26 protein-coding genes are annotated in these 23,523 nt (G+C 69.8%); 3 read left to right on the forward strand and 23 right to left on the reverse strand.

Annotated elements, in window-relative coordinates:
* Positions 1 to 112: 112 nt before the first annotated feature.
* The 5 genes from JAO81_RS37870 to JAO81_RS37890 form a co-directional block, all read right to left on the reverse strand.
* Complete coding sequence (locus tag JAO81_RS37870; RefSeq protein WP_199552541.1) at positions 113 to 958, reverse strand: MetQ/NlpA family ABC transporter substrate-binding protein; 846 nt, start codon at positions 956 to 958, stop codon at positions 113 to 115.
* Positions 959 to 985: 27 nt separating this feature from the next.
* Positions 986 to 1,816: a MetQ/NlpA family ABC transporter substrate-binding protein gene (locus JAO81_RS37875; RefSeq protein ID WP_199552542.1), complete on the reverse strand. Its 831-nt coding sequence runs from the start codon at positions 1,814 to 1,816 to the stop codon at positions 986 to 988.
* A gap of 90 nt (positions 1,817 to 1,906) precedes the next feature.
* Positions 1,907 to 2,647: a methionine ABC transporter permease gene (locus JAO81_RS37880; RefSeq protein ID WP_199552543.1), complete on the reverse strand. Its 741-nt coding sequence runs from the start codon at positions 2,645 to 2,647 to the stop codon at positions 1,907 to 1,909.
* Positions 2,644 to 3,720 carry an ATP-binding cassette domain-containing protein gene (locus tag JAO81_RS37885; protein ID WP_199552544.1) on the reverse strand — a complete coding sequence of 359 codons (1,077 nt, stop codon included), beginning with the start codon at positions 3,718 to 3,720 and terminating at the stop codon, positions 2,644 to 2,646. The genes JAO81_RS37880 and JAO81_RS37885 overlap by 4 nt, the downstream gene beginning before the upstream one ends.
* Before the next feature lie 403 nt (positions 3,721 to 4,123).
* The gene (locus JAO81_RS37890; protein WP_199552545.1) at positions 4,124 to 4,771 is read right to left on the reverse strand and encodes an HAD family hydrolase; all 648 of its coding nucleotides are present in this window, start codon (positions 4,769 to 4,771) and stop codon (positions 4,124 to 4,126) included.
* Between the two features lie 119 nt (positions 4,772 to 4,890).
* Here JAO81_RS37890 and JAO81_RS37895 point away from each other — a divergent pair, with 119 nt between their 5' ends.
* Complete coding sequence (locus tag JAO81_RS37895; protein WP_199552546.1) at positions 4,891 to 5,250, forward strand: hypothetical protein; 360 nt, start codon at positions 4,891 to 4,893, stop codon at positions 5,248 to 5,250.
* Positions 5,251 to 5,278: 28 nt separating this feature from the next.
* Positions 5,279 to 5,710: a hypothetical protein gene (locus JAO81_RS37900; RefSeq protein WP_199552561.1), complete on the forward strand. Its 432-nt coding sequence runs from the start codon at positions 5,279 to 5,281 to the stop codon at positions 5,708 to 5,710.
* A gap of 11 nt (positions 5,711 to 5,721) precedes the next feature.
* On the opposite strand, the gene JAO81_RS37905 is transcribed toward JAO81_RS37900, so the two are convergent.
* The 3 genes from JAO81_RS37905 to JAO81_RS37915 all read right to left on the reverse strand — a co-directional run bounded on the left by JAO81_RS37905 (position 5,722) and on the right by JAO81_RS37915 (position 8,026).
* Entirely contained in the window at positions 5,722 to 6,225 is a 504-nt protein-coding gene (locus JAO81_RS37905; RefSeq protein WP_165332441.1) for a GNAT family N-acetyltransferase, read from the reverse strand.
* Between the two features lie 17 nt (positions 6,226 to 6,242).
* Complete coding sequence (locus JAO81_RS37910) at positions 6,243 to 6,779, reverse strand: RNA polymerase sigma factor (RefSeq protein ID WP_199552547.1); 537 nt, start codon at positions 6,777 to 6,779, stop codon at positions 6,243 to 6,245.
* Between the two features lie 89 nt (positions 6,780 to 6,868).
* Entirely contained in the window at positions 6,869 to 8,026 is a 1,158-nt protein-coding gene (locus JAO81_RS37915; protein WP_199552562.1) for a glycerophosphodiester phosphodiesterase, read from the reverse strand.
* A gap of 301 nt (positions 8,027 to 8,327) precedes the next feature.
* Between JAO81_RS37915 and JAO81_RS37920 the strand changes: the two genes are divergently transcribed.
* Positions 8,328 to 8,999: a 1-acyl-sn-glycerol-3-phosphate acyltransferase gene (locus JAO81_RS37920; protein ID WP_199552548.1), complete on the forward strand. Its 672-nt coding sequence runs from the start codon at positions 8,328 to 8,330 to the stop codon at positions 8,997 to 8,999.
* A 24-nt stretch (positions 9,000 to 9,023) separates the two neighbouring features.
* On the opposite strand, the gene JAO81_RS37925 is transcribed toward JAO81_RS37920, so the two are convergent.
* The 15 genes from JAO81_RS37925 to JAO81_RS37995 all read right to left on the reverse strand — a co-directional run.
* The gene (locus JAO81_RS37925; RefSeq protein WP_199552549.1) at positions 9,024 to 10,340 is read right to left on the reverse strand and encodes a cell wall metabolism sensor histidine kinase WalK; all 1,317 of its coding nucleotides are present in this window, start codon (positions 10,338 to 10,340) and stop codon (positions 9,024 to 9,026) included.
* Complete coding sequence (locus JAO81_RS37930; RefSeq protein WP_199552550.1) at positions 10,337 to 11,011, reverse strand: response regulator transcription factor; 675 nt, start codon at positions 11,009 to 11,011, stop codon at positions 10,337 to 10,339. The genes JAO81_RS37925 and JAO81_RS37930 overlap by 4 nt, the downstream gene beginning before the upstream one ends.
* Before the next feature lie 23 nt (positions 11,012 to 11,034).
* Positions 11,035 to 11,889 (reverse strand): S1C family serine protease, encoded by an 855-nt coding sequence (locus JAO81_RS37935; protein ID WP_199552551.1) that lies wholly within the window; start codon positions 11,887 to 11,889, stop codon positions 11,035 to 11,037.
* Between the two features lie 103 nt (positions 11,890 to 11,992).
* Positions 11,993 to 12,943, reverse strand: a complete 951-nt coding sequence (locus JAO81_RS37940; protein ID WP_199552552.1) for a VWA domain-containing protein — start codon at positions 12,941 to 12,943, stop codon at positions 11,993 to 11,995.
* Positions 12,940 to 13,845: a DUF58 domain-containing protein gene (locus tag JAO81_RS37945; protein ID WP_199552553.1), complete on the reverse strand. Its 906-nt coding sequence runs from the start codon at positions 13,843 to 13,845 to the stop codon at positions 12,940 to 12,942. The genes JAO81_RS37940 and JAO81_RS37945 overlap by 4 nt, the downstream gene beginning before the upstream one ends.
* On the reverse strand, positions 13,842 to 14,837 hold the full coding sequence (locus tag JAO81_RS37950; protein ID WP_307814122.1) for an AAA family ATPase: 996 nt from the start codon (positions 14,835 to 14,837) through the stop codon (positions 13,842 to 13,844). Before JAO81_RS37950 ends, JAO81_RS37945 begins: the two co-directional genes overlap by 4 nt.
* Complete coding sequence (locus tag JAO81_RS37955) at positions 14,834 to 15,064, reverse strand: hypothetical protein (RefSeq protein ID WP_199552554.1); 231 nt, start codon at positions 15,062 to 15,064, stop codon at positions 14,834 to 14,836. The genes JAO81_RS37950 and JAO81_RS37955 overlap by 4 nt, the downstream gene beginning before the upstream one ends.
* 141 nt (positions 15,065 to 15,205) lie before the next feature.
* Complete coding sequence (locus JAO81_RS37960; RefSeq protein ID WP_199552555.1) at positions 15,206 to 16,744, reverse strand: MFS transporter; 1,539 nt, start codon at positions 16,742 to 16,744, stop codon at positions 15,206 to 15,208.
* A complete protein-coding gene (locus JAO81_RS37965) occupies positions 16,741 to 17,292 on the reverse strand; it encodes a TetR/AcrR family transcriptional regulator (protein ID WP_233416500.1) in 552 nt (183 codons plus the stop codon). Before JAO81_RS37965 ends, JAO81_RS37960 begins: the two co-directional genes overlap by 4 nt.
* Before the next feature lie 206 nt (positions 17,293 to 17,498).
* Positions 17,499 to 18,899: an argininosuccinate lyase gene (gene argH, locus JAO81_RS37970; protein ID WP_199552564.1), complete on the reverse strand. Its 1,401-nt coding sequence runs from the start codon at positions 18,897 to 18,899 to the stop codon at positions 17,499 to 17,501.
* A 135-nt stretch (positions 18,900 to 19,034) separates the two neighbouring features.
* On the reverse strand, positions 19,035 to 20,459 hold the full coding sequence (gene argG, locus JAO81_RS37975; protein WP_199552557.1) for an argininosuccinate synthase: 1,425 nt from the start codon (positions 20,457 to 20,459) through the stop codon (positions 19,035 to 19,037).
* 166 nt (positions 20,460 to 20,625) lie between these two features.
* On the reverse strand, positions 20,626 to 21,162 hold the full coding sequence (locus tag JAO81_RS37980) for an arginine repressor (RefSeq protein WP_199552558.1): 537 nt from the start codon (positions 21,160 to 21,162) through the stop codon (positions 20,626 to 20,628).
* Positions 21,163 to 21,182: 20 nt separating this feature from the next.
* Positions 21,183 to 22,394, reverse strand: a complete 1,212-nt coding sequence (locus tag JAO81_RS37985; protein WP_199552559.1) for an acetylornithine transaminase — start codon at positions 22,392 to 22,394, stop codon at positions 21,183 to 21,185.
* Entirely contained in the window at positions 22,391 to 23,329 is a 939-nt protein-coding gene (gene argB / locus JAO81_RS37990; protein ID WP_233416501.1) for an acetylglutamate kinase, read from the reverse strand. The genes JAO81_RS37985 and argB overlap by 4 nt, the downstream gene beginning before the upstream one ends.
* Positions 23,326 to 23,523 (reverse strand): bifunctional ornithine acetyltransferase/N-acetylglutamate synthase (locus JAO81_RS37995; protein ID WP_199552560.1); only part of this gene is annotated, 198 nt, incomplete at its 5' end. The genes argB and JAO81_RS37995, both read right to left, overlap by 4 nt.

The following is a 23,523-nucleotide window of genomic DNA, read 5'->3' on the forward strand; positions in this document are numbered from 1 at the left end:
GGGCCCGCACCTTGAGGGTGCGGGCCCTGTGGTAACAGGGATCGAGCCGATGTCGAGCGCAAGTCGACAAACCGTCAGAACCGCTCCACCGCCGCGGCCATGGCCGCGACCGTCAGCTCTCGACGGGCAGCACGGACCCCTTGTACTTGTCCTCGATGAACTGCTTCACCTCGGGCGAAGTGAGCAGCTCGGCCAGCTTCTTGACCCGCGGATCGCTCTCGTCGCCCTTCTTCACGGCGAGGATGTTGACGTACGGGTTGTTCTCGACGGACTCGAGATGGATCGAGTCGTCCTTCGGGCTGAGGCCTGCGTCCAGCGCGAAGTTGTTGTTGATGACGGCCGCGTCCACATCGTCGAGGGAGCGCGGCAGCTGGGCCGGTTCGAGCTCCTTGATGACGAGCTTCTTCGGGTTCTTCGTGATGTCCGCCGGTGAGGCGGTGGTGCCCGCGTCCTTCTCGAGCTCGATCACGCCCTGGGAGGCGAGCAGTTGCAGCGCCCGGCCCTCGTTGGTGGTGTCGTTCGGGACGGCGACGACGGCACCGTCCTTCAGCGAGGACACATCCTTCGTCTTCTTCGAGTACACGCCCATCGGCGGCAGGTAGACCCCGGTCACCGACGTGAGGTCCGTGCCCTTGGACTTGTTGAAGTCGTCCAGGAACGGCGCGTTCTGATAGAGGTTGGCGTCGAGGCTGCCCTCGTCGAGTGCGGTGTTCGGCAGGACGTAGTCCGTGAACTCCTTGACCTCGAGGTCGAGGCCCTTCTTCTTCGCCAGGTCCTTCTGGATGTACGCGAGAACCTCACCGGCGGGCACGGGTGTGGCACCGACGACGAGCTTGCCGTTCTTGTCGCCGCCCGAGGCCGGGTCCGCCCCGCCGCCGCAGGCGCTCAGTGCGACGAGCGCACCGGCGACCGCGACGGCGGAGACGACCTTCTTACGAGCGGAAATGCTGTGCCGCATGGCGCGCCCTCCCCTGGTTCCGTGTTCTTAGAACGCGGGCTCGACGGCGCCGTCGAACTTGTCGTCGATGTACTTCTTGACCTCGTCGGAGTTCAGGAGCTTCGCGAGCTTCTTGACGCGCGGGTCGTTCTCCTGGCCCTTCTTGACCACGAGACCGTTGGCGTACGGGTTGCCCTTGGGGGTCTCGCTGACAAGAGCGTCCTGCTTCGGGCTGAGGCCTGCCTCGACGGCGTAGTTGCCGTTGATCACCGCGGCGTCGACGTCACCGAGCGAGCGCGGCAGCTGGGCCGCCTCGATCTCCTTGAACTTGAGGTTCTTGGGGTTCTCGGCGATGTCCGCGGGGGTCGCGTCGAGCCCGGCGCCGGTCTTGAGCTTGATGATGCCGTTGGCGTCGAGCAGCTTGAGCGCGCGGCCCTCGTTGGTGGTGTCGTTGGGCAGCGCGACGGTCGCACCCTTGGCCAGCTCGTCCGTCTTCTTGATCTTCTGCGAGTAGAGGCCGAGCGGCTCCAGGTGGACGTCGTTCACCCAGACCAGGTCGGTGCCGTTCTTCTTGTTGAAGTCGTCGAGGTACGGCTTGTGCTGGAAGTAGTTGGCGCCGACGGAGCCGTCCTGGGTCGCGGTGTTCGGCTGGACGTAGTCCGTGAACTCCTTGACCTCCAGGTCGAGGCCCTCCTTCTTCGCCAGGTTGTCCTTGACGTAGGTGAGGATGTCGGCGTGCGGGGTGGGGCTGGCGGCGACGATCAGCGGACCGTCGGCGTCGGCCGAACCGGAGCCGCTGTCGGAGCCGCAGGCCGCGAGGCCGAGGGTGAGGGCTCCGGTGGTGAGAACAGCAGCGGTGATCTTGGCAGTGTTACGCACGAAAAGTGCCTTTCTCCAATGGGTGGTGCGACCCGGCGGCAGGTGCCGGGGGCATTGCTGTGGGGGGAGTTCGGAAATCCGGGGGGACGCTCAGGAAGCCTTGGTCGGCTCGGCGACCGCGGCGGGTGCCGGGGTGTTGCGGAGCAGACGGAGCTTGGGGGTGGTCGAGCCGCGGCCCTTGCGGGAGACGGCGCGCGCAGCGTAATCGCCGATGAACTGGATCACGGAGATCACCACGGCGAGGATCGCGATGGTGACCCACATGAGGCCGGTCTCGAAACGCTGATAGCCGTACGTGATGGCGATGTTGCCCAGTCCGCCGCCGCCGACCGCGCCGGCCATCGCCGAGTAGCCGATGAGCGCGACGACGGTGGTGGTGGCGCCGGAGATCAGCGAGGGCAGCGACTCGGGGACGAGCACCTTGCGCACGACGGCCCAGGTGTTGCCGCCCATCGACTGCACGGCCTCGACGAGCCCGTGGTCCACCTCGCGTACCGAGGTCTCGACGAGCCGGGCGAAGAACGGGATCGCGCCGATCGCGAGGGGCACGATCGCGGCCTCGACACCGATCGTGGTGCCGGTGATCGACCGGGTCAGCGGCATCAGGGCGACCATCAGGATGATGAAGGGCATCGAGCGGCCGATGTTCACGATCTGGCCGACGACCTTGTTCACGGCCGCGTTCTGCAGCAGGCCGCCGCGGTCCGTGAGGACCAGGAAGACACCGAGCGGCAGTCCGCCGATGATCGCTATCAGGGTCGACCAGCCGACCATCCGCAGCGTCTCCAGGGAGGCGGTCTCCAGGAGCGGCTGCATCTCGTTCCAGGTCACTTCGCGACACCTTCCTTGACGAGCAGCGGGTTCGCGGCGCCGTCCGTGACCAGCAGCGGAGCGGCCGCTTCGTCCCCGGCCACCTCGACCTGGAGGCCCTGCTCGCGCAGGAAGCCGATCGGCACGACGTTCTCCTCGTACCGGCCGGGCAGTTCGATCCGCATCCGGCCGACCTGCTTGCCGCCGACGGTGTCCATCGCGGCGCCGAGGATCGAGATGTCGATGTTGTACGTACGGGAGAGCTGCGAGATGACCGGCTGGGTGGCGGCCTCGCCGTGGAAGGTGACGTCGACGACGGTGCGGTCCACGTCGGTGGCCTCTCCGCTGACCGGGAACAGGGCGTCGGCGAGCTGGGAGCCGGGGGTGGCGAGCAGCTCGGCGACCGTGCCGGACTCGACGATCCGGCCGCTCTCCATCAGGGCGGCGGAGTCGCAGATGGTCTTGACGACGTCCATCTCGTGCGTGATCAGCAGGACCGTCAGGCCCAGCTGCCGGTTGAGGTCGCGGATCAGCTCGAGGATCGAGCGCGTGGTCTCCGGGTCGAGCGCACTGGTGGCCTCGTCGGAGAGCAGCACCTTCGGGTCGCCGGCCAGAGCGCGGGCGATGCCGACGCGCTGCTTCTGACCGCCGGAGAGCTGGCTCGGGTAGTTCTTCGCCTTGTCGGCGAGACCGACCAGGTCGAGCAGTTCGAGCGCCTTGCGGGAGCGTTCCTTGCCGGAGACGCCGAGGATTTCGAGCGGCACCTCGACATTGCCCTGCACGGTGCGCGAGGACAGCAGGTTGAAGTGCTGGAAGACCATGCCGATCTTGCTGCGGGCCTCCCGCAGCTCCTTGCCGGCGCGCGGTCCGCGGCCGGCGAGGGCGGTGAGGTCGACGCCGTCGACCGTCACGGTGCCGGAGGTGGGCCTCTCCAGGAGGTTGATGCAGCGGATCAGGGAGGACTTGCCGGCGCCGGACTGGCCGATGACGCCGAACACCTCACCCTCGCGCACCTGGAGGTCGACTCCGTCGAGGGCGGTTACTTCACGACCGCGTGAGCGGTAGACCTTGGTCAGGCCGGAAGTGGTGATCACTGGGGTTTCCGTCACTGTCGAGTGCGCGGCGCAGCGTGTGCACCGGGCACGGGGCATTTCTTCTTCGGAAGTTCGACAAGCCGAGCACGTCCGAGGGCACAGCTGTGGCCGTGACTCGGCGGAGGAATTTCGTCGTGCGCGGAGGCCGGCCGGATCCTTCGACCTGAGGTCGCAGAAGGTGGCTCAGCGGTCTCGCTTCGGGGCGCGAGTGTGGTGCAGGGGCCCTCTAGAAGGCGCGCATTCGACACATACAACGAGCACCGGGCGTCATCATCGCCTCGGTCGCAAGGGTGCGGCTGCTCGTCGTGGTCATGGGATCAAGTAAAGCAGACAGGCTTACGAGCGGATCACGGCTGTCCGCAATGCGGACAGCCGCACCCAGGGAGCGGACATCCGGAGGGGGTCAGTCTCTGGCCGTGAGCTCCACGCCACCGTCGATGGCCTGCGCGAACACGGCCGACAGGTCCTTCACCACGTAATCCGCAGACAGCTCGTCGGCGGTGTGCGTTGTGGTCAACGCCACGGTGATCATGCCCGCGGCGCGGCCCGACGCGAGTCCGGCGGGCGCGTCCTCGAAGACCACGCAGCGGGCCGGGTCGACGCCGAGGCGCTCGGCGGCGAGCAGGAAGGGCTCGGGGTCGGGCTTGCCCCGGGTGATGTCGTTGGCGGCGATCATCACGGGGAAGTCGATGCCCACCTCGTGCAGCCGGGCCTCGGCCAGCGGCCGGGTCGCGGAGGTGACGACGGCCCAGCGGTTCCGCGGCAGCGAGGTCACCAGCTCCTTGGTGCCGGGCAGTACGACCACACCGCCGGGCACGTCCTCGACCTCGAGCTGCTCGATCCGCGCGAGGGCCTCGGGGATCTTCTCCGAGGGCAGCAGCTCGGAAATGATCTCGACCGCCGGGCGGCCGTGCAGCTCGACCCGCGCGAAGTCCTCCGCGGTGATCCCGTACTCCTCGGCCCAGCGCCGCCAGCAGCGGTACACGGACTCCATGGAGGAGATGAGGGTTCCGTCGTTGTCGAACAGGAGGGCTTCGGCCTGGATCTTCATGGTTTCGACCCTAAGCGGCACGGCCGAATGCCGGCGACCGGGTATCGCCCCGGCCCGCGACCGGGTAGCGCCCCGGCCCGGGCGCGGCGGGCCGTTTGGGCCGTATTAGGCTTCCGGGCATGCTCGACGCCCTGACGATCGCGACTTCGGTGGCCGCGCTCGCCCTTGCCGCCTGGTGCGGTTTCGCCGCCTTCCGTGACCAGCCGACCAAGGACTGGCACTTCATCGGCATGGCCGTGGTGACGCTGCTCACGGTGGTCCAGCTGATCGTGGGCATCGTGCACCTGACCGGCGACAACGACCCCGAGCAGGGCACGACGCTGTTCGTGGCGTATCTGATCGGCACGGTCTGCGCGATTCCGGCGGTGGCCTTCATGTCGCTTGCCGAGCGCAGCCGTTGGGGCAGCGCGACCGTCGCCGCGGGCGCCGTAGTGCTCGCCGTGCTCGAGGTGCGGCTCTATGACATCTGGGGAGGCTGAGATGTCTTCGACACCTGGGGAGGCCGAGATGACGGACAGCGCCAAGCCCGTCGGCACACAGCGCACCAAGCTGATCGGCGGCCCCGGCATGCTGCTCGTCTGGCTGTACGGGGTGATGGTGGTCGGCGCTGTCTCGCGCTCGGCGTACCAGATCTCCTCGGAGTTCGACCGCGCCCCGCTCGCCTACTCGCTCTCCGCGATCGCCGCCCTGGTCTACGCGTTCATCACGTACACCCTGGTCCGCGGCGGCGAGACGGCCCGCAAGGCGGCGCTGGCCTGCTGCGCCGCCGAGCTGGTGGGCGTCCTCGTCGTCGGGACGTGGACGCTGGTGGATCCGTCCGCGTTCCCCGACGCCACGGTGTGGTCGGACTTCGGGATGGGCTATCTGTTCATCCCGGTGCTGCTGCCGGTCACCGCGGTGTTCTGGCTGCGCCGGGCCCGTACCGCCGCAGCCGTCTGAACCGTCCGGCCTCAGGCACTCGCCGCATACGCCGCCGGTTCCGCGTCCTTGGCGAGGGTCACCAGGGTCAGCCGCTCGCTGACCGGCTGCGTCGCCACCGCCACGTAACCGTGCTTGCGGTAGAGCATCAGGTTGTTCTCCGAGCGGTGGCCCGTGAACAGCTGATAGTGCTTGACCGCGCCCGCCGCCGCGAGCCGTTCCTCGACGGCGATCAGGAGCCGGCCGCCGAGCCCGTGGCGCTGCATCCGGGGATGCACGATCAGTTTGTTGATCCGCGCCGTTCCGTCGGTGTCCACGGTGCCGCGTACCGAGGCCACCACTTCGGGGCCGAGCCGGGCCACCAGGACCGTGCCACTGGAGAGTTCGGCCTTGATCGAGTCGAGCGACTGGGTGAGCGGCTCGATCGAGTAGTCCCCGTAGATCTCCGCCTCGGTCTGATAGCAGAGGTACTGCAGTTTGAGGATCTGCTCGGCGTCCTGCTCGGTCGCCGCAGAGATGGTCACGCTCATGCCCATGTGTGCATGCCTCCCGCTCACCTGTCCGCCGGTTGCTTACGTCGCACCTTTCCCCTCCGGTCAGGTGCCGCAACCTCCGCCGCGAGGATTCTGCGCAGACAACCCAGGCATCGGGAACGTTCCGGGCCCAGACTGCCCTGTGAGATACCCAACTCCCCTGCGATCTCACGGTAGGTGAGGTCCTGCCGGGACAGCAGTGCCGCAAGGAGCTCGGGGCATCGTCCGGGCAGCCGGCGCACGGCGTCACGCACGGTCCTGTGGTGTTCCGCGCGCAGGGCGAGGCGTTCGGGGCAGGCCTCGACGGCGGCCGCGGGTTCGGCTTCGTAGGACGTCTCGGCCCGGGTCGTACGACGCAGTCTCCGGGCCTCCCCGCGCACAGTCCTGCGCAGCCAGTCGGCGGGCGCCGGAGGTGGCCCTGCCGCGTGGATCCGCTCCAACAGACGGAGCCACACGTCCTGTTCGAGGTCGGCGGGTTCGACGCCCGCGGGCGCCTCGGCGGCGGCTTCGGCCCTCAGCAGGGGACGCAGCTCGAGCAGCAGATCGCTGGTGTTCATGCGGCTCAGGACTGGGGCGCGCCCCCCAAACGGAGCCGGGGGGGGGGGGGGGGGGCCGCAAAGGGAGCCCTGGGCAAGGGCGTTGACGATCAGTCCCAGAAGTCCGCGGCGGCGAGCAGCCCCGTATCCGGGTTGTCGGTGAAGATCCCGTCGATACCGGTCTCGAACCAGACCTTGAAGGCCCCGAAGGCGTCCCCGTAGTCGCTCGCCACCGTGCCGCGGCGGAACTCGGCCGGCAGGAAGGTGTTCTCATTGCGCATCGTGTACGGGTGCAGGATCAGGCCCTCGGCGTGGGCGTCGCGCACCAGCGTGGTCGGCTGCGTCAGCTTGCCGCTCGCGTCCCTCGGGATGATCAGGTCGAGGGTCGGGCCGATGCCCTGCGCGTACGAGGCGATCCACGCCAGACCCTCGGGCTTGACCAGATCGGCGACCGTGCGCGGATCACCGGCCTCGACGAAGTCCCACGGCCGGGAGGCCGCGGAGGAGAGCAGCACGACCAGCGGGGCGTCGACCAGCTTGTTCAGGCGCTCGATGCTGCTCGGCTCGAAGGACTGCAGGAAGTTCGGGGAGTGCTTCTTGTGCCGCCCGTACTTGCGAAGGAGCTTGGCGAGCCGCTCCTCGAGCCCCAGGCCGATCCCCCGGAAGTACGTCGGGTGCTTGGTCTCGATGTGCAGCCAGATCTCACGGCCGCGCTTGCGTCCTTCGCGCTCGGCCCACTGGAAGACCTCCTCCAGGGTGGGCACCTCCCAGCGGCCGTCGTAGAGGGTGTTCTCCTGGCGCGTGCCGGGGATGCGCTCCTTGGCGCGCAGCGTCTTCAGCTCGGCGAGCGTGAAGTCCTCGGTGAACCAGCCCGTGTACGAGACCCCGTCGACGCTCTTGGTCGTCTTGCGGCCCGCGAACTCGGGGTGGTCGGCGACATCCGTCGTGCCCGTGATGTCGTTCTCATGACGGCATACAAGGTGGCCGTCCTTGGTCGGCACCAGGTCCTGCTCGATCACATGGGCGCCCATGTCGAGCGCCGACTGGTAGGAGCCGAGGGTGTGCTCGGGCCGGTAGCCGCTCGCGCCCCGGTGCGCGATCACGGTCGGCACCGGCAGTCCTCTGAAGCCGCCGCCGCGGCGCTCGTCCGCTCTCGCGGCCGGAGCTGCGCCGAGTGCCGCGCCGCCCGCCCCGAGGACCGCGGTGGTCAGCACCGCCCGCCGCCCCGGTCCGCCGCTCTGCTGCCCGTTCGCCTTGCCCTGCGTCATCGGTGTCCTTCCGACGTCGTACGCGGCCGTACGTGCGATGAGGCTCAGCAGTACGTGCCCGTACGAGGAGTAGTAGCCGTCCGTCTGTGATGTCCCGCACCTGCCCACGCGAGTGACCGATGCTAGGGGGCCGGATGTGACGAAGGGGAGCCTGTGAAGCCAACGGAGCACAAACTCAGCGCAAAGCCACGTCAACTCTGCGTATCCACGTGATGAACCCGACGTGCAACGACAGTGGAACCGCGAGTATCGTCCTCACCTGCACTGACAACCCCGCCAGCCTTTGACACCGGAGGACTCGTTGTCCCGCTTCACCCTCATCAAGGCAGTACTCGGCCCGGTCCTGCGCCTGATGTTCCGCCCACGGGTGGAGGGTGCGGAGAACATTCCGGGCACGGGGCCCGTGATTCTCGCGGGCAACCACCTCACGTTCATCGACTCGATGATCATGCCGCTCAGTGTGAAGCGGCAGGTTTTCTTCATCGGCAAGGACGAGTACGTGACCGGCAAGGGCATCAAGGGCCGTGTCATGGCCTGGTTCTTCACCGGAACCGGCATGATCCCCGTCGACCGCGACGGCGGCCGCGGCGGAGTCGCAGCGCTGATGACCGGCCGGCGTGTGCTCGAGGAGGGCAAGGTCTTCTCGATCTACCCCGAGGGCACCCGCTCCCCCGACGGCCGCCTGTACCGGGGCCGCACGGGCATCGCCCGCCTCACGCTGATGACCGGCGCGCCTGTCGTGCCCTTCGCGATCATCGGCACCGACAAGATCCAGCCGGGTGGCGCGGGTGTGCCGCGGCCGGGCAAGGTGACGGTGCGTTTCGGCGAGCCGATGGAGTTCTCGCGGTACGAGGGCATGGACCGTGACCGTTATGTGCTGCGGGCCGTCACCGACTCGGTGATGTCCGAGGTGCTCGCGCTGTCCGGCCAGGAGTACGTCGACATGTACGCCACGAAGGCCAAGGCCGCCTGAATCCCGGGAGCATCCCGGGCGCGGTCACTCCTCGTCGGTGCGGGCCGGCAGCCGGAGCGTGAAGGTCGCCCCCGCGCCGAGCGTGGAGGTCACCCGTACCTCTCCGCCGTGCGACTCGATGATCTGCCGGACGATGGCCAGGCCCAGACCGGCGTGACGGTCACGTCCGGGCTCACGGTTCTGTCCGGGCTCACGGTTCTGGCCCGCCTCGGCACTCCGTCCCGGCTCACGGCTCTGTCCCGCGTCCCCGCTCGCGCGCCAGAAGCGGTCGAAGACCTTCTCCCGGTCGGCGTCCGCGATGCCCGGGCCCTGGTCCGTCACGGACGTCAGGACCCGGCCGTCGTCGTCCCGGCCCGCCGTCACCGTGATCACGGATCCGGGCGGGGACAGGCGGACCGCGTTGGAGAGCAGATTGCCGACCGCGCGCCGTAGCGCGTCGTGGTCGCCGATCACCATGAGACCCGGCGGCAGCCGCCCGCGGATCACCACATCGCCTTCCGCCGCCCGGAGTTCGAACTCCTCGCAGGCGTCCGCGACCGCCGCCGACAGGTCCACATCGCTGTCGGCGAGTGCGGGGGCCTGACGGCGCGCGGTGGCGAGCAGATCCTCCACCAGCCTGGTCATACGGGTGGTCGCGCGGTCGACCACCCGTACCGCCGCCCTGCGTTCCTCCTCGTCGGACTCCTCGGCGTTCAGGACCGCGTCGAGGTTGGCGCGGATGATCGCGAGCGGGCTGCGCAGTTCGTGGGAGGCGTCGTCGATCAGCCGGCGCTGGGCGTCGAAGGCGTCGTCGAGGCGTTCCAGCATGGAGTCCACGGTGTCGGCGAGATCGCGCAGTTCGTCGCGCGGGCCGTCCAGACGGATGCGCTGGGAGAGGTCGGTGGCCTGGATGTCGGCCGCCGTACGGGAGATGGAGCGCACCGGGCGCAGCACTCGGCCGGAGAGGATCCAGCCGATGCCCAGGCTCGCGACGGCCACTCCGCCGAGCACCACGAAGGAGACCTGGCGCAGGTTGGCCAGGGTCTCGTAGTTGACCGCCGCCTCGACCTCCTCGACCTTGACCCCCTGGAATTCGTACGCGAACCGGCCGTCGATGTACTTCTGCGCGGTGAACTGCTTGGTCACCGGGTGCGCTTCGCCACTGCGCTCGACGGCGAAGTAGACACCGCCGAGTACGAGGGAGGTGAGGGCGAAGAGCAGCGCCGAGTACAGGACGGTGAGGCGGAAGCGGATGGTGTGGGTGAAGGCGGGGAGACGGAGGCGCATCCTGCGGCGGGGGCTCGTGACGAGGTGGGGGCGCCTTACGAGCCGGGAGCTCTTCACGAGGCGAGGACGTTTCATGACGCGGGCGTCTCCTTGAGGCGGTATCCCGCACGGATCACCGTCTCGATCAGGGGCTCCTCGTCCCCGGTGATCTTCCGCCGCAGTGAACCCACCGTCACCCGGACGGTGTTGGTGAACGGATCGGCATGCTCGTCCCACACATGCTCGAGCAGCTCCTCGGTCGGCACGACCCGGCCGGGGCGCGTCATCAGATAGTGCAGTACGCCGAACTCCTTGGGCGTCAGCTGCAGGGGCCGCTCCCTGCGGAAGGCTTCGAAGCGGGCGGTGTCCAGGCGGAGTTCACCCACTTCCACGACCGAGGTGCCGCCTTCCTCTCTGCGCAGCAACGCCCGTATACGGGCGAGCAGTTCGGGCAGCGCGAACGGTTTGACGAGATAGTCGTCGGCGCCCTCGTCGAGCCCACGGACCCGGTCCGCGAGCCGGTCGCGCGCGGTGAGCATCAGGATCCGCGGCCCGCCGGACGCGGTGCGCACCGCCCGGCAGACCGCGAAGCCGTCGCCGTCCGGCAGTGTCAGGTCGAGCAGTACCAGGTCGTACTCGTTGACGCCGAGCTTTTCCAGGGCGGAGGCGACGTCGGGGGCGGTGTCCACCGCGTACCCCGCTCTGACGAGGCCGACCTTGACTGCGGTGACGAGGTCTTCCTCGTCCTCGACGAACAGCAGCCGCATGCGCAGCCCCTCCCTCTCTCGGTTCAGTCGCCCGCGACGATCGACTCGGCGGACCGCAGCGCCTCACCCACGGGGATGGCGAAGCCGATGCCTATGGAACCGCCGCGTTCCCGGTCGAGGGTGGCGATGGCGGTGTTGATCCCGATGACCTGTCCGTCGGCGTCGACCAGCGGGCCGCCGGAGTTGCCGGGGTTGATGGAGGCGTCGGTCTGCAGGGCGCTCTGATCGCCGTCGCCGAGGCTGACCTTGCGGTCGAGCGCGCTGACGATGCCGGAGGTCACGGTGCCGGAGAGGCCGAGCGGGGAGCCGATGGCGAGCACGGTGTCGCCGACGGCGGGCTCCGCGTCGGGGGCGAGGCGGGCGGGGGTGAGGCCCCGGGTGCTCTCGGGCCGCAGCACGGCGACGTCCAACGCCGGGTCGGTGCCGAGCACTTGGGCGGGCACCCGCCGTCCGCTCTGCAGCACCACGACGACTTGCGGGCTCTCGCCGACGACATGGGCGTTGGTGAGGATGCGTCCCTCGCGGTCGAAGACGAACCCGGATCCCTGGCCGCCGGGCGCTTCGACGGAGAGCACGCTGGGCAGCACCTGCGCCGCCACGGCGTCGAGTCCGGCGGAGTCTCGGCCGGCGGGGGGCGGCGCGGCGCCCTCGTCCCCCAACCGGCCGGCCCCCGAACCCGCGCCGCCCCCGGCGAGCACCGCGGCGACGATCGCGGCCAGCACCGGACGCGCGGTGCGCTGCCGGGGCGGCGCGGCCGGCTCGGGCGTCGGGTGGTACGGCCGCGCCGGATACGGCTGCCCGAACGGGGGCGGCGGCCGCCCCGGGGTGAAGGCGGGACCTCGGGGCTCGCCCAGACCCTGGTGGTAGGGGTCGCTCATGCTTCCTCCCAAGTCAGCGTCACGGCCATCGCGCGAGGCATCACGCCGACCGTGCAATGCATCACGTCGACCGCGCGAAGCGGCACGGCAGCCGCGTGCGGCGTCACGGCAGCCGCGAGAACCAGAGCAGCGACGCGGCCGCGGTCAGGAGCGCCGCCGCCAGGCCGGCACCGACGAACCACGCCCACACCTCACGCTCCTCCGTGCGATGTCCGACGGAGCTGCCGATGTCGTCGTAGACCTCCTCCAGTTCTTCCCCGGACGCCGCCTCGTGGAAGTCTCCGCCCGTCGCCGAGGCGAGCTCTTCGAGTGCGGGGCCGTCGACGGGTACGGGTACCCGTCCACCCGAGGGCGTCTCGATCGCCCCGTCCTGCGTGCCGTACGCGATGGTCGAGACCGGGATCCGCGCCTCGGCCGCGGCGGCGGCCGCCGAACTCACCGAGCGTCCCACCGTGTTGGCGCCGTCGGACAGAAGGACGACATGCGCGGGCGGAGGGTTCTCACCCGCTTCGGCGTCGAGCCGTCGTACGGCGTCGCGCGCGGCGATCACCGCGTCGCCTATGGCGGTCCCTTCGCCGGTACGCAGGCTCTCGATGGCCGTCCGGAGCGCTTCCCGGTCCGTGCCCGGCGGCACGGCCACCGGCGCGGAGCCGCTGAACGGCACCAGGCCCGCGTTGGACCGCTCCGGCAGCCGTTCCACGGAGCCGAGCGCCGCGTCCTGTGCGGCCTCGAAGCGGCTCGGCGCCACATCGGTCGCCTCCATGGACGCCGAGACGTCGAACGCGACCATGGTCGTGGCCCGTTCCCGCGGCACCCGGGCGTCCACGCCGGGCCGGGCGAAGCCGACGACCCGCAGGGCGAGTGTCGCGCAGAACGCCGCCGCGGGGACGTGCCGGCGCCAGCCGGGACGCGAAGGCGCCACCTTGTCGAGCAGATCGAGGTTGGTGAAGCGGACCGCGTACTTCTCGCGTCTGCGCTGCATCACCACGTAAAGGCCGATGAGCGCGACGAGCGGTACGAGGAGCAGGAGCCAGCCGGGCGAGCCGAGGGTCATGCCACACCTCCGGACCTGCGCTGCTGCTCCGCGAGATGGCGTACGACATCACGGACCCAGTCGCGGTCGGTGCGCAGCCGCAGATGGGCCGCGCCACCGGCCCGTATCGCCTGCTCGATCTGGGCACGCTGTTCCAGGGCGGCGGCCGCGTAGCGCTCCCGTAACCGACGTGCCTGGGTGGATACTTCGCGCCGCCGGCCGGTCTCCGGGTCCACGAGGGTGAGCAGTCCGACCGGGGGCAGCTCCAGTTCGCGCGGGTCGACGGTCTCGACGGCGAGCACCTGGTGGTGGCGCGCGACGGCCCGCAGCGGCCGCTCCCAGCCGTCCTCCAGGAAGTCGGAGACGACCGCGACAAGTGCGCGCCGCCTGAGGGAGCGAAGCGTGCGCAGAGTGTCGCCGAGGGAGTGCAGCTGCGGGCCGGCCGCGACCCGGGGGCGGTCCAATGCGGCGTACAGGATCGACAGGAGATGGCGGCGGCCGGTGCGCGCGGGGATGCGCAGGATGCCGCCGGGTCCGGTGATGTGGGCGCCGATGCGGTTGCCGGAGCGTTCGGTGAGGAAGGCGACGGCCGCGGCGGCGCCGACCGCGAGGTCGCGTTTCTCCATCCGCCCGGTGCCGAAGTCCATGCTGGCGGAGGCGTCGAGCACGATCCAGGTGGTGAGTTCGCGTTCGGCCTCGGTGAGGCGGACATGGGGGACGGTGGTGCGGGCGGTGGCGTTCCAGTCGATCCGGCGTACGTCGTCGGAGCCCGGTTCGTAGACGCGGGTGCGGTCGGGTTCTGTACCCGGGCCCGTGTTCAGGCCGCGGTGGTCGCCCTGGAGCATGCCGTCCACGCGGCGCGTGAACAGCAACTGAAGGTGCCGCAAGGCCTGTTCGGGGGTCAGCTCGCCGAGCGCGGTCATGCCGCCTCCTCCCCGGCGGTGACCTCGCGCGGGCTGATCCTCGGCTGTTCGACGGCCGCGAGCACCTCGTCGACCAGGGCCCCGGGCTCGACCCCGTCGGCCAGGGCGTCGAAGGACAGGACGAGGCGGTGCGCCATGACGTCGTGGGCGAGTGCGTGTACGTCGGCGGGCAGGACGTAGCCACGGCCGCGCAGCAGGGCCAGCGCACGGGCGGCGGCGACCAGGCCGAGCGTGGCGCGGGGACCGGCGCCGTGCGCCAAGCGCCCTTCGGGACCGGCCAGTTCACGGGTCGCGCACACGAGCCGGACCGCGTACTCGGCCACCGCGTGGTGCACGAACACCTCGTCGGCGGCGCGTTGCAATGACAGGACCACGGACGGGGTGAGCACACGGCGCGGGCGCGGCGGGTCGGTGCTCATGCGGTAGAGGATCGCCAGCTCCTCGGACTCGCTCGGCACGTCGATCTCGACCTTGAGCAGGAACCGGTCGCGCTGGGCCTCGGGCAGTTGGTACACACCCTCGGACTCGATGGGGTTCTGCGTGGCGAGTACGAGGAAGGGTTCGGGGACCTCGATGGTCCTGCCGCCGAGGGAGACCTGTCGCTCGGCCATCACTTCGAGCAGCGCCGACTGGACTTTGGCGGGGGCCCGGTTGATCTCGTCGGCGAGCACCACGTTGGCGACGACGGGCCCGGGTTCGACGGTGAAGGTCTCCTGGGACGCCCGGTAGATCCGGGTGCCGGTGATGTCGGACGGTACGAGGTCGGGGGTGAACTGGATCCGGGCGAAGTGCCCGCCGACCACCTCGGCCAGGGACTTCGCGGCGAGCGTCTTCGCGACTCCCGGCACGCCCTGCAGCAGACAGTGGCCGCGGGCCAGGACCGCGGTGAACATCCGCTCCACCATCCGGTCCTGGCCGACGATCACCCGCTTGACCTCGAACAGCGCTTCTTCCAGAAGCTTTTGGTCATCGGGTGCGAGGGCGACGCTCACAGCGCCTCCGCCGGAACCCCGGAGGCCGGAGCGCCGCTGCCCTTGCCGGGGCAGTCCTCCTTGCCGGCCGTATCGCCCGCTCCGGCTCCGCGTTCGTCGACGACGATCCGCACGTGCTTCGGCGAGTCTCCGCCGTCGTCGGCGAACGCGCCGCCGGCTCCTGTGGCGATGCCCGCAGCGGCGAGTGCGGCGACCGAGGCGAGGACGTACTTGCGCGTACGAGACATGAGTCTGGCCTCCAGAGCAGTAAGGGCTCGGAAGGCCAGACCATCATCACGAGGCGAAAACGGGCTTAAAGAGCCCTCGGCGTCCTGCTGAGCGGTCAGTGCTCGACTCAATGAGCGGTCAGTGCTCGACTTACTGACCTGTCAGTGCTCGACGCCGTCCTCCAACTTCTGCCCCCGCAGCAGGAACCAGGCCGCCACCGCGGTGGCGAGCAGCACCGCCGAGGCCACCCCGGCGGCGGTCTCGAACCCGCTGGTGAAGGAGTTCTGCGCCGCGGAAAGGAGCGCCGCCCCCTGCTCCTGCGGCAGGTCCCTGGCCGCCTCGACGGCCCCGCCGAGCGAGTCGCGTGCCGCCGCGAGCGTGTCCCCGGAAACCCCCGCGGGCGCCTCGAACCCGCGGTAGATGCCGGTCACCACGGAGCCGAGCAGGGCGATGCCGAGGGCCGCACCCAGTTCGTACGCCGTCTCGGAGACCGCGGACGCGGCGCCCGCCTGCTCCTTGGGCACGGCCGTGAGGATGACGTCCGCGGTCACGGTGAAGGCAAGCCCCGCGCCCGCGCCGCCGATGAACAGGGCCAGACACATCTGCAGCGCCGGAGTGTTCGCGTCGAGCAGGGTGCACGCGGCCAGGGCGAGCCCGATCGCGGTGAGACCACCGGACACGGCGAGCCGCACCGATGCCCTGCGGGCGATGACACCGGCGTACAGGCCGGTGAGCACCGCCCCGATGGCGGCGGGCAGTTCGATGAGTCCCGCGTCCAACGGCGAGCGCATCTGCACCAGTTGGAGGAACTGCGAGAGGAAGAACACCAGGCCGGAGAGGCCGAGGATGGTCAGGAGGTCGGCGAGCACCGCGCCCGAGAAACCCCGGTGCTGGAAGAGCCGCATGTCGAGCAGCGGCGATGCGAGCTTCATCTGCCGTCGCGCGAACCAGATCAGACAGAGCGCGCCGAGGACCGCGGACACGGCGATGTCCCACCGGAAGCCGTGCACCGCCGCCTCCTTGATGGCGTACACGACCGCCACGATGCCGACCAGGGAGAGGCCGACGCTGATCAGGTCCCACGGGCCCGGGTTCGGGTTGCGCGATTCCGGGAGCATCTTGATGCCGACGATCACCAGGACCGCCATCACGGGCAGGTTGATCAGGAAGACCGAGCCCCACCAGAAGTGTTCGAGGAGCGCGCCGCCGACGACCGGTCCGACGGCGGCACCCGCGGAGGCGGCCGCGCCCCAGATGCCGATGGCGACGCTGCGTTCCTTGGGGTCGTGGAAGATGTTGCGGATCAGGGCGAGCGTGGACGGCATCAGGGTCGCACCGGCGACACCGAGCAGCGCCCGGGCCACGATCATCATCTCGGGGCTGGTGGCGTACGCGTTGAGCACCGACACCGCGCCGAACGCGACGGCGCCCACGAGCAGCAGTTTCTTACGGCCGATCCGGTCGCCGAGGCTGCCCATGGAGACCAGCAGACCGGCGATCACGAAGGAGTAGACGTCGCCGATCCACAGGAGCTGGGTGCCCGAGGGCTTCAGGTCCTCGCTGAGGAACGGGGTCGCCAGACCGAGCACCGTCGCGTCGACGGCGACGAGCAGCACCGCGAAGACAAGGACGGCCAGTGCCAGCCAGCGACCCGGATGGCGTTCGATCTGTGGTGCGGGCGCCTGCTGTGCGCTGGTCATTTCTCCACGCTCCGTCGTACACCGCCGAGCAGCAACTCGACGATCATGAATTGAAAGTCCTTGGCGGCGACCCGGCCGTCCTGCACGGCCCAGGCCCCGGAGCCGACCAGGCCGTAGAGCGCCTCGGTCAGCCACACGGGCGACAGGTCGATCCGGAACTCACCGGACTCCTGGCCCCGGCGGAACAGGGCCGAGATGCGGTCGTCGATCCGGGTCCAGCCCTCGTTCATCGCATCCGTCTCGAAGAGCTGGTTCTCCGTGACGAGGAAGGCGAGGAATCCGGCGACGGGCTCCACCTCGGCGACGAGCCGGCGCACGGCGTCGGCGGCGTCCCCCTCGTCGAGCCGTGCGGCGTCGAGCGCGGTTTCGAGCTGCTCGAGACCCAGCGCTTCGAGCGCCCGGATCAGGGCGTCCCGGCCGGCGAACTGCCGGTGCAGGGTGGCGCGGCTGATCCCGGCCGCCTTGGCCACTTCGTCCATCGTGGACGTGGCCTTGCGGGTCAGGAGCGCTGCGGCGCTGCGGAGGATGTGCTCACGGTCGACTGCCATGAGACGACTGTACCCCAGGTGAGACATCAATGTCTCACCTGGGGTACGAGCGTCTCCAGCACCGCTGCTCCCGGGCGCCCGCGGGGCCAACGCACGAACACCCCCGTCCGGGAGCGCGCTGCTCGTGCGCGCCTCCGGCGGGGGTGCCGCTGTGCCCACCCGTGCCGCCCTGCGGCACGACTGCCCACAGCCGGGTGGAGCTGGAGCTACTTCTTGGCGTCCGCCCAAGCCCGCTGGACCGCCAAGTCCTGCTTGACCTCGGCCAGTTGGACCGCCACCGCGGACGGCGCCGTACCGCCGCGCCCGTTGCGGGAAGCGAGCGCGCCCGGAACGGTGAGAACCGTGCGGACCTCGGGGGTCAGATGGGCCGAGATCTTCGCGAACTGCTCGTCCGTGAGCTCGTCGAGCTCCGTGCCCTGCGCCTCGGCGACCTTGACGCACTCGCCCGCGACCTCGTGCGCGACACGGAACGGCACACCCTGCTTGACCAGCCACTCGGCGATATCGGTGGCGAGCGAGAAGCCGGCCGGCGCCAGCTCCTCCAGACGCTCCCGGTGGACGGTGAGCGTGGCCATCATCCCCGTGAAGGCGGGCAGCAGGATCTCGAGCTGGTCGCAGGAGTCGAAGACCGGCTCCTTGTCCTCCTGAAGATCACGGTTGTACGCGAGCGGCAGCGCCTTCAGCGTCGCCATGAGCCCGGTCAGATTGCCGATCAGCCGGCCGGACTTGCCCCGCGCCAGCTCGGCGATGTCCGGGTTCTTCTTCTGCGGCATGATCGACGAGCCGGTGGAGAACGCGTCGTGCAGCGTCACGAAGGAGAACTCCTTCGTGTTCCAGATGATGACCTCTTCGGCGATCCGCGAGAGGTTCACACCGATCATCGCGGTGATGAAGGCGAACTCGGCGACGAAGTCACGCGAGGCGGTGCCGTCGATCGAGTTGCCCGAGCTGCCGTGCTCGAAGCCGAGGTCCTTGGCGACCGCCTCCGGGTCGAGGCCGAGCGAGGAGCCGGCCAACGCGCCCGATCCGTAAGGCGATACGGCCGTGCGCTCGTCCCACTGCCGCAGCCGCTCGGCGTCCCGCGAGAGGGACTGCACATGCGCGAGTACGTGGTGGGCGAAGAGCACCGGCTGGGCGTGCTGCAGATGTGTACGACCCGGCATCGCGACGTCCGGGTGCGCCTCGGCGAGACCGACGAGCGCGTCCTGGAGGTCGGCGATCAGGCCGCCGATGATCCGGGCGTGGTCGCGCAGGTACATCCTGAAGAGCGTGGCCACCTGGTCGTTGCGGGACCGGCCGGCCCGCAGCTTGCCGCCGAGGTCGGGGCCGAGCCGCTCGAGGAGGCCACGCTCCAGGGCGGTGTGGCAGTCCTCGTCGGCGATCGTGGCGGTGAACTCACCACTCACGACGTCCTGTTCGAGCTGGTCGAGCCCGCCGATCATGCGCGCGAGCTCATCGGCCGTGAGCAGCCCCGCCTTGTGCAGCACGCGGGCGTGGGCGCGCGAACCCGCGATGTCGTACGGCGCGAGGCGCATGTCGAAGTGGACGGACGCGGACAGCTTCGCCAGCGCCTCGGCGGGTCCGTCGGCGAAGCGGGCGCCCCACAGGCGGGGGGTGGCGGCGGGGGGGGTCCCTGGGGGGGGGTCCTCAAGAGGGGGGGGGTGGTGCGGCCGCCCCCCCGCCAGGGGGCGGGGAGGCGCCTGACGCTACGTGCGACTGACGTTACGTGCGGCGGGCGCCGGTCAGTCGGTGCCGAACTCCATCGCGGCCCGGTCCAGGGCCTCGTCGTCGTCCGCGGCCTCGCCGCGCGAGGCGATCGCCTGGGCGCCGCCCTCGGGCATGGTGCCGATCAGGCCGGTGGCGGCCGCGGACTCCACACCGAGGATGCCGAGACTCGCGTACTGCTCGAGCTTGGCGCGCGAGTCGGCGATGTCGAGGTTGCGCATGGTGAGCTGGCCGATCCGGTCGACCGGACCGAACGCGGAGTCCTCGGTGCGCTCCATGGAGAGCTTGTCCGGGTGGTAGCTGAAGGCCGGGCCCTGGGTGTCGAGGATCGAGTAGTCCTCGCCGCGCCGCAGCCGCAGCGTGACCTCGCCGGTGACGGCCGCGCCGACCCAGCGCTGGATCGACTCACGGACCATCAGCGCCTGCGGGTCCAGCCAGCGGCCCTCGTACATGAGACGGCCGAGCCGCCGGCCCTCGTTGTGGTACTGGGCGAGGGTGTCCTCGTTGTGGATGGCGTTGACGAGGCGCTCGTAGGCGGCGTGAAGGAGGGCCATGCCGGGGGCCTCGTAGATGCCGCGGCTCTTGGCCTCGATGATGCGGTTCTCGATCTGGTCGGACATGCCCAGGCCGTGCCGGCCGCCGATGGCGTTGGCCTCCATCACCAGGTCGACGGCGGAGGCGAACTCCTTGCCGTTGATGGTGACGGGCCGGCCCTGGGCGAAGCCGATGGTGACGTCCTCGGTGGGGATCTCGACCGACGGGTCCCAGAATTTCACGCCCATGATGGGGTTCACGGTCTCGACGCCCGTGTCGAGGTGCTCGAGGAGCTTGGCCTCGTGGGTGGCGCCCCAGATGTTGGCGTCGGTGGAGTACGCCTTCTCGGCGGAGTCCCGGTAGGGCAGTCCGTGCGCGACCAGCCACTCGGACATCTCCTGGCGGCCGCCGAGCTCGGCGACGAAATCGGCGTCGAGCCAGGGCTTGTAGATCCGCAGGTTGGGGTTGGCGAGCAGGCCGTAGCGGTAGAACCGCTCGATGTCGTTGCCCTTGTACGTCGAGCCGTCGCCCCAGATCTGGACGTCGTCCTCGAGCATCGCCTTGACCAGCATGGTGCCGGTGACCGCGCGGCCGAGCGGCGTGGTGTTGAAGTACGCACGGCCGCCGGAGCGGATGTGGAACGCGCCGCAGGTCAGTGCGGCCAGGCCCTCCTCGACGAGCGCGGCGCGGCAGTCCACCGCACGCGCGATCTCCGCGCCGTAGCTCTTCGCGCGGCCCGGCACCGAGTCGATGTCGGGCTCGTCGTACTGGCCGATGTCGGCGGTGTACGTGCACGGGACGGCGCCCTTGTCGCGCATCCACGCGACCGCGACGGAGGTGTCGAGACCACCGGAGAAGGCGATGCCGACGCGCTCGCCGGCCGGAAGGGAAGTGAGGACCTTGGACATAGGAAGAGTATGCATCACTCCGCATGGTCATGCAACCGCGGGATGGTGCTGCCGCACTTCGGGGTCGGTCGAGGACGCGGCAGAGGAGATGCCGCAGGTCGTACGGCATCTCCTCTGAGGGGATCTCGGTCTGCCACCCGCTGATCGCGCAGGCGGAGCGGGCCGCTCAGCGCTCGTTCTGAGTGAGCCGCAGCATGTGATCGGCCAGGGCCTGGCCGCCGGCCGGGTCGCGGCTGATCAGCATCAGGGTGTCGTCGCCGGCGATGGTGCCGAGGATGACGTGGAGTTCGGCCTGGTCGATGGCGGAGGCGAGGAACTGGGCAGCGCCGGGGGGTGTGCGCAGGACCACGAGGTTGGCGGACGCCTCGGCGGAGATGAGGAGTTCACCCGCGATGCGCTTCAGGCGCTCCTCCTTCGCCGACTCCCCGAGCGGCGCCTGCGGCGTACGGAACCCGCCCTCGCTCGGCACCGCGTAGATCAGCTCACCACCGGTGTTGCGGATCTTCACGGCCCCGAGCTCGTCGAGGTCCCGCGAGAGCGTCGCCTGCGTGACGTGCAGCCCGTCGTCCGCGAGCAGCTTCGCCAGCTGGCTCTGCGAACGCACCGGCAGCCGGTTGAGGATGTCCACGATCCGGCGGTGCCGTGCGGTGCGCGTCTGCGGTACGGACGGCCCGCCCTGCTCGTTCTCCTGCGCCTGGCTCATCGTCGTCGTCTCATTCCGCGTCACTCACTCCCCGTCGGCCGGCCGGCCGCGAGCGCCTGGTCGAGGATGCCGGGCAGCGCCTGGAGGAACGACTCCACCTCGGCGTCGCCGATGGTCAGCGCCGGCATCAGGCGGACCACATCGGGGGCGGGTGCGTTCACCAGGATCCCGGCGTCCTGAGCCGCCTGCTGCACCAGGGGCGCGAGCGGCTCGGTGAGCACCATACCCAGCAGCAGGCCCGCACCCCGGACATGGCCGACGAGGGTATGTCCGGAATTCTCGATTCCGTCAATGAGCTTCTCGCTCATCGCCTTGACATTCTCGAGCAGCCCTTCGGCCTCGATCGTCTCCAGTACGGCGAGTCCCGCGGCGCAGGCGATCGGGTTGCCGCCGAAGGTCGTGCCGTGCTGGCCGGGCTGAAGCAGGTCGGCCGCGGCCCCGAACGCCACGACCGCACCGAGCGGAAGGCCGCCGCCGAGCCCCTTGGCGAGCGTGACCACATCCGGCTCGACGCCCTCGTGCGCGAGGTACTCGAACCACTGCCCGGTCCGCCCGATCCCGGTCTGCACCTCGTCGAGCACCAGCAGGGTCCCGGTGGCCCGGGTGATCTCCCGCGCGGCCTTCAGATAGCCGGCCGGCGGTACGACCACCCCGTTCTCGCCCTGGATCGGCTCGATCATCACGAAGGCCGTCTCGGACGTCACGGCCGCGCGCAGCGCCTCCACATCCCCGTACGGGACATGCGTGACATCACCGGGCAGCGGCGTGAACCCTGTCTGCTTGCCGGGCTGTCCGGTGAGCGCGAGCGCACCCATGGTCCGGCCGTGGAAGCCGCCCTCGGTCGCGACCATGTGGGTGCGTCCGGTGAGCCGGCCCAGCTTGAAGGCTGCCTCGTTCGCCTCCGTACCGGAGTTGCAGAAGAACACCCGGCCCTCGCGGCCGAAGCAGCGCAGGAGGTGCTCGGCGAGCGCGACGGTCGGTTCGGCGATGAAGAGGTTGGAGATCTGGCCGAGGGTCGCGACCTGGTCGCTGACCGCGCGGACGACCGCCGGGTGGGCGTGACCGAGCGCGTTCACGGCGATACCCCCGACGAAGTCGAGGTACTCGGTGCCGTCGGCGTCCCAGACCTTGAGGCCCTCACCGCGGGCGAGCGTCATGCGCGGGGTGCCGTAGTTGTTCATCATCGCGCTCTGCCAGCGCTCGGCGAAGGCCGTGTTTCCGGCGGTGCTCATGCTGCGTCCCCCTCGGTCTCGTCCGGCACGACCATCGTGCCGATGCCTTCATCCGTGAAGATCTCCAGAAGGATGGAGTGCGGTACGCGTCCGTCGATCACACGGGCGGTGTGCACCCCGTTGCGTACGGCGTAGAGGCAGCCCTCCATCTTGGGCACCATGCCGCTCGCCAACTCAGGGAGCAGCTTCTCGAGTTCGGTGGCGGTGAGTCTGCTGATGACCTCGTCGGAGTCGGGCCAGTCCTCGTAGAGGCCCTCGACGTCGGTCAGGACCATCAGGGTTTCGGCATCCAGCGCAGCAGCGAGTGCCGCAGCCGCCGTATCAGCATTGACGTTGTAGACATGTCCGTCGTCCTGGGAGCGGGCGATCGAGGAGACGACCGGGATCCGGCCGTCGGCGAGCAGGGCTTCGATGGCGCCGGTGTCGATCTCGGTGATCTCGCCGACGCGCCCGATGTCGACCAACTCACCGTCGACGCACGGCTGATGCTTGGTCGCGGTCATGGTGTGCGCGTCCTCGCCGGTGAGGCCGATGGCGAGCGGTCCGTGCTGGTTGAGCAGTCCGACCAGCTCACGCTGCACCTGGCCGGCGAGGACCATGCGTACGACGTCCATCGCGTCCTCGGTCGTGACCCTCAGGCCCGCCTTGAACTCGCTGACGATCCCGTGCCGGTCGAGCGCCTTGCTGATCTGCGGTCCGCCGCCGTGCACGACGACGGGCTTGAGGCCCGCGTGGTGCAGGAAGACGACGTCCTGCGCGAAGGCGGACTTCAGTTCCTCGTCGACCATGGCGTTGCCGCCGAACTTGATGACGACGGTCTTGCCCTGGTGCCGGGTGAGCCAGGGCAGCGCCTCGATGAGGATCTGCGCCTTGGGCAGGGCGGTGTGCTTACGGGTCGTACTGGCGGGATTGCTCATGCTCTTGGGATCGCTCATGAGGAGTACGCGCTGTTCTCGTGGACATAGTCGGCGGTCAGATCGTTGGTCCAGATCGTGGCGGTCTCGGCGCCGGCCGCGAGGTCGGCGACGATGTGCACCTCGCGGTAGCGCATGTCGACGAGCTCACGGTCCTCGCCGACGCCGCCGTTCTTGCAGACCCAGACGCCGTTGATGGCGACGTTCAGCTGGTC

It is taken from the genome of Streptomyces sp. N35 (genome assembly GCF_016464295.1).
In the GTDB taxonomy this organism is placed as follows: Bacteria; Actinomycetota; Actinomycetes; order Streptomycetales; family Streptomycetaceae; genus Streptomyces.

Bases quoted from the DNA above. Each gene is read 5' to 3' on its own strand.
- JAO81_RS37940 (WP_199552552.1), bottom strand. From the start codon at position 12,943: ATGACCCTCGGCTCGCCCGGCTGGCTCCTGCTCCTCGTACCGCTCGTC.
- JAO81_RS37930 (WP_199552550.1), bottom strand. From the start codon at position 11,011: ATGCGGCTGCTGTTCGTCGAGGACGAGGAAGACCTCGTCACCGCAGTC.
- JAO81_RS37985 (WP_199552559.1), bottom strand. From the start codon at position 22,394: ATGAGCACCGCCGGAAACACGGCCTTCGCCGAGCGCTGGCAGAGCGCG.
- JAO81_RS37915 (WP_199552562.1), bottom strand. From the start codon at position 8,026: ATGACGCAGGGCAAGGCGAACGGGCAGCAGAGCGGCGGACCGGGGCGG.
- JAO81_RS37980 (WP_199552558.1), bottom strand. From the start codon at position 21,162: ATGAGCCAGGCGCAGGAGAACGAGCAGGGCGGGCCGTCCGTACCGCAG.
- JAO81_RS37870 (WP_199552541.1), bottom strand. From the start codon at position 958: ATGCGGCACAGCATTTCCGCTCGTAAGAAGGTCGTCTCCGCCGTCGCG.
- JAO81_RS37910 (WP_199552547.1), bottom strand. From the start codon at position 6,779: ATGAACACCAGCGATCTGCTGCTCGAGCTGCGTCCCCTGCTGAGGGCC.
- JAO81_RS37965 (WP_233416500.1), bottom strand. From the start codon at position 17,292: ATGGCAGTCGACCGTGAGCACATCCTCCGCAGCGCCGCAGCGCTCCTG.
- JAO81_RS37900 (WP_199552561.1), top strand. From the start codon at position 5,279: ATGACGGACAGCGCCAAGCCCGTCGGCACACAGCGCACCAAGCTGATC.
- JAO81_RS37890 (WP_199552545.1), bottom strand. From the start codon at position 4,771: ATGAAGATCCAGGCCGAAGCCCTCCTGTTCGACAACGACGGAACCCTC.
- JAO81_RS37960 (WP_199552555.1), bottom strand. From the start codon at position 16,744: ATGACCAGCGCACAGCAGGCGCCCGCACCACAGATCGAACGCCATCCG.
- JAO81_RS37925 (WP_199552549.1), bottom strand. From the start codon at position 10,340: ATGAAACGTCCTCGCCTCGTGAAGAGCTCCCGGCTCGTAAGGCGCCCC.
- JAO81_RS37935 (WP_199552551.1), bottom strand. From the start codon at position 11,889: ATGAGCGACCCCTACCACCAGGGTCTGGGCGAGCCCCGAGGTCCCGCC.
- JAO81_RS37895 (WP_199552546.1), top strand. From the start codon at position 4,891: ATGCTCGACGCCCTGACGATCGCGACTTCGGTGGCCGCGCTCGCCCTT.
- argB (WP_233416501.1), bottom strand. From the start codon at position 23,329: ATGAGCGATCCCAAGAGCATGAGCAATCCCGCCAGTACGACCCGTAAG.
- JAO81_RS37905 (WP_165332441.1), bottom strand. From the start codon at position 6,225: ATGGGCATGAGCGTGACCATCTCTGCGGCGACCGAGCAGGACGCCGAG.
- JAO81_RS37955 (WP_199552554.1), bottom strand. From the start codon at position 15,064: ATGTCTCGTACGCGCAAGTACGTCCTCGCCTCGGTCGCCGCACTCGCC.
- JAO81_RS37945 (WP_199552553.1), bottom strand. From the start codon at position 13,845: ATGACCGCGCTCGGCGAGCTGACCCCCGAACAGGCCTTGCGGCACCTT.
- argG (WP_199552557.1), bottom strand. From the start codon at position 20,459: ATGTCCAAGGTCCTCACTTCCCTTCCGGCCGGCGAGCGCGTCGGCATC.